This is a genomic window from uncultured Kluyvera sp. (genome assembly GCF_902485085.1).
Classification (GTDB): domain Bacteria; phylum Pseudomonadota; class Gammaproteobacteria; order Enterobacterales; family Enterobacteriaceae; genus Kluyvera; species Kluyvera ascorbata.
Map to the genome: position 1 here is coordinate 1 of NZ_CABTJS010000110.1, position 3,324 is coordinate 3,324.

Annotated in this window: 8 protein-coding genes; 2 read left to right on the forward strand and 6 right to left on the reverse strand. The window is 48.5% G+C overall.

The genetic code is table 11. From position 1 onward, the window contains the following. From RDN66_RS13110 to RDN66_RS13135, 6 genes are all read right to left on the reverse strand, one after another. Positions 1–425, reverse strand: a 425-nt coding sequence (locus tag RDN66_RS13110) for a Dam family site-specific DNA-(adenine-N6)-methyltransferase (RefSeq protein WP_308537904.1), incomplete at its 3' end; no start/stop codon positions are given. Position 426: 1 nt separating this feature from the next. Further along, complete coding sequence (locus RDN66_RS13115; protein ID WP_044597450.1) at positions 427–639, reverse strand: hypothetical protein; 213 nt, start codon at positions 637–639, stop codon at positions 427–429. Between the two features lie 85 nt (positions 640–724). Then, on the reverse strand, positions 725–955 hold the full coding sequence (locus RDN66_RS13120) for a phage filamentation protein Fil family protein (protein ID WP_044597449.1): 231 nt from the start codon (positions 953–955) through the stop codon (positions 725–727). Next, positions 945–1,151, reverse strand: coding sequence for a DUF4761 family protein (locus tag RDN66_RS13125; protein ID WP_071882583.1), 207 nt, complete (start codon positions 1,149–1,151; stop codon positions 945–947). The genes RDN66_RS13120 and RDN66_RS13125 overlap by 11 nt, the downstream gene beginning before the upstream one ends. A gap of 10 nt (positions 1,152–1,161) precedes the next feature. After that, the gene (locus tag RDN66_RS13130) at positions 1,162–1,365 is read right to left on the reverse strand and encodes a hypothetical protein (protein ID WP_044597448.1); all 204 of its coding nucleotides are present in this window, start codon (positions 1,363–1,365) and stop codon (positions 1,162–1,164) included. A gap of 10 nt (positions 1,366–1,375) precedes the next feature. Then, positions 1,376–1,657 (reverse strand): Cox family DNA-binding protein, encoded by a 282-nt coding sequence (locus RDN66_RS13135; protein WP_021312625.1) that lies wholly within the window; start codon positions 1,655–1,657, stop codon positions 1,376–1,378. Positions 1,658–1,768: 111 nt separating this feature from the next. On the opposite strand from RDN66_RS13135, the gene RDN66_RS13140 reads away from it, so the two are divergent. Together RDN66_RS13140 and RDN66_RS13145 are read left to right on the forward strand one after the other, a co-directional pair. Continuing rightward, on the forward strand, positions 1,769–2,089 hold the full coding sequence (locus tag RDN66_RS13140; protein ID WP_016246740.1) for a DNA-binding transcriptional regulator: 321 nt from the start codon (positions 1,769–1,771) through the stop codon (positions 2,087–2,089). Positions 2,090–2,158: 69 nt separating this feature from the next. Next, positions 2,159–3,139 carry a tyrosine-type recombinase/integrase gene (locus RDN66_RS13145; protein ID WP_016246739.1) on the forward strand — a complete coding sequence of 327 codons (981 nt, stop codon included), beginning with the start codon at positions 2,159–2,161 and terminating at the stop codon, positions 3,137–3,139. Positions 3,140–3,324 lie beyond the last annotated feature (185 nt).

Below are 3,324 nucleotides of genomic sequence, written 5' to 3' on the forward strand. Positions count from 1 at the left end.
AAGCCGGTCTTACGGCTGTAACGGCATAAGCCGTTATAACCGTGGCGGTTCAGATACAGGAATTGAGCAGCACGCATGATGCACGCCATTTCAGCGCCATAACGCAACCCACCGCTTTTAACCGTACCCACCTGCTTATTGAACGCGGCGCGGACTTCGTTGTATCCCTGCGGGCTGTTCTTACTGTTGAACAGTTCGCGGGCCGCATCGATCACTAAGTCCGGGTAACGGGTGACTTCCCGATACAGGTTAATAAGATCCGGGTTGATATCAGCCAGCACATAGCGGCGGTATTCAGTCGCCAGAAATACCGATGCGCCGCCTACGAACGGTTCGATCAGGCAGTCGGCTTTAGGAAGGTGCGGCAGCAGGTCAGGAAGGACACGGGGTTTACCCCCTGCCCATTTGATGAACGGGCGGATCATTTTACAGGACTCCGTAATGGGAAGCTGGAATAGAAGGGCGCTGCAACTCTTCAATGCAGTGCTGGCGCAGATTGCTTATAAAATTGGTGGTTACTGACCCACTGGCAGAAAGGGTTAACTCGCCATCACGGCGGGTTTTAATGGTTAAACCTTCATTTTCGATAGCAGGTAAAAGAACATGCAAAATGAAGCTATACTGATCACGTCTGGTCATTATCTCTTCCTCAAAAAAGAATGAGTTGAACCGCCGCCACTTAATAGAGAGGCGGAGAAAACAGAGTTGATTTTTTAAAACCGAATTACTTAATTAGCTTTTTAAATAATTCAGCCAGTACAAGCAGGAATCCTTTATTTATTCTTTGGGTATAAATAAACGGTTTATTTTTACCTTTGATAAATTGAACCTTCGCCTGTTCGGGCTTAAAAAATCTTCCGTCCGGCGTTTCCAGCCAGCCGCGTGAGTTCTTGAAGTGTGTGACCTGGCACCCGTGCTTAAGCAGGCTTGCCAGTGATGGGCCTTCATCGTGCATTACTGCCCCCTTGCTTATACATCTGATCAACCGTGCGCATGGCTTCCGCTAAAGCAAAGTCACGCCCGTAATAATCACCATTGCTGGAAATACGATAAGAGTGCTTAAACGTAAATGGATTACGCGGGCATTTCAGAATAGTGAAGCCACGATATAAATATGAATGACGACTTAACTGTATTAATTGCACAGCCACAAAAGCCCCCTCACATTCCCAATTTAATCAATTCACCATCAACATGGCGGGCCACGTCTTTGGTTATTTTCTTAATCAGCTTTTTATCCCTGATCATAAACTCGCCGCTATTGGTGCGAATCATGAATCCCGTTTGCATATCTTTTAAATGGGTGTCCAGAATGTCGTTGCATTCACGCACCCGGTTTTCGTGGTTGGCTGTTTTCTGGCTCATCGCGATAACCTCAAAGACCGATCCACAGCAACCAAGCGTCGCGCTGCTCTCTCGGACGGTTGTAGTAGGCGTCACGCATTGCACGATTGAACTCAGGAATATAGATCCAATTCTCAGCACGGGCGCCCAGGCTTTCCGGGTTCTTCCACGGGATGATCGGCAACTTACCGTCTTCAATCATGCTCTTAACCGTGGCGGGCTTCTTACCGATTAACTCGGCAAATTTAGGGTATGGAACCGCGTCAACGGCGTGACGCACTTCAATGAACCCCTCTAACTCTTTCTCTGTCATGTGTCATAATCCCCATTGGCGCTAGGCGCTTATTTCGGCTTGTAACTGCTTATATTGGCGGTTGCCATTTCATCTTAATGGTATCAATTGAGACCCAGCAAGGAGAAGGATATGGTATCAAATGAGACCCAGTCAAGCGGGATTGGGGAAAAAATTCGAGCTATAAGGGATGCAGAAGGGCTATCCAGAACTCAATTCTTTGAATTGACAGGTATTCCGGCAGGCACTCAAAAGCATTACGAGATGGGGAGAAGAGAAGGCGTTGGTAGTGAAATCTTGTTAAAGATCACACAACATCCCCGCTTTGCAAAATACACGCTCTGGCTCATGACAGATAAGACCGCCCCTCAAGCTGGTCAAATCGCACCGGCCCTCGCACACATTGGGCCAGAGTCAACTGGATCAGACCGCTCCGAGAAACAAACTGGTTAACCGTTTATAAACATTACATTTTCACTATCTGTTATCAGGATGGAGAAATAAACGCCAGAGGGCTTTCTTATGTCGATTAAGAAGCTCGAAGGTGGTCAATATGAAGTGGACGTATGGCCGCGCGGACGTAACGGAAAACGTATCCGCAGGCGATTTGAGAAGAAACAAGAGGCAGTTCTTTTTGAGCGTTATGTACTAGCCAACGCCGACAAAAAAGAATGGCTGGGCGCGAGCGTTGACCGCCGCACCTTAAGCGAGTTGTTAGATACCTGGTGGCTGCTGTATGGACAGACTCAGGAAAATGGCGAGATTGAAAAACGGCACCTGAATAAAACGATCAGGGCGTTGGGTGATCCAGCCGTTAACCGACTGAACAAGCGAATGATTGCACAGCACCGAAGCCAAAGGCTGGAAGACGGTATCAGTGCAGCAACGATCAATCGGGATATTTACCGTTTGTCCGGGATGTTCAGCACGTTGATAAAGCTGGAAGAGTTCAGGAAGGATAACCCCTGTAAGGGTCTGGAACCACTGAAAGAAGCGCCCCCAGCTATGACCTATCTCGCCAAATCAGAGATCAGCAAATTACTGGACACTCTGACCGGCGACGATCGACGCGTTGCACTGCTATGCCTCAGCACTGGCGCACGCTGGGGTGAAGGCAGCACGCTGCGCGGTGAGCAAGTTAATCACGGGCGCGTGACGTTCCTTAAGACCAAAAATGGGAAAAAGCGCACGGTTCCCATATCGGAAGAACTGGAGAAAGAGATCAAGACCAGCGACACCGGGCCACTGTTCAAAGTTGACTATGAAAACTTCTGCGAACGGCTCAGACAGGTTAAGCCCGATTTACCACGCGGGCAGGCCACGCATGTGCTTCGGCATACATTTGCAAGCTGGTTCATGATGAACGGGGGGAACATTATTGCGTTACAGCAAATTCTGGGGCACGCCAGCATACAACAGACGATGGTTTATGCTCACCTTGCACCTGATTACCTGCAACACGCAGTAACGTTAAACCCTCTCGGCGGCGGGTTGGCGGTGTGACAATGTTGTCTACATCTTGTCTACACCCGTAACGCTATATCCTTCTTGTAACTGCTTATGGCTGTTGCAAGAAAGGTTGATTTATAAGGGATTTTTTCTAAGTACCTGATAAAAAAAACCCCCACATCATGTGGGGGAAGACAGGGATGGTGTCTATGGCAAGGAAAACAGGGTTTACTGGTTAC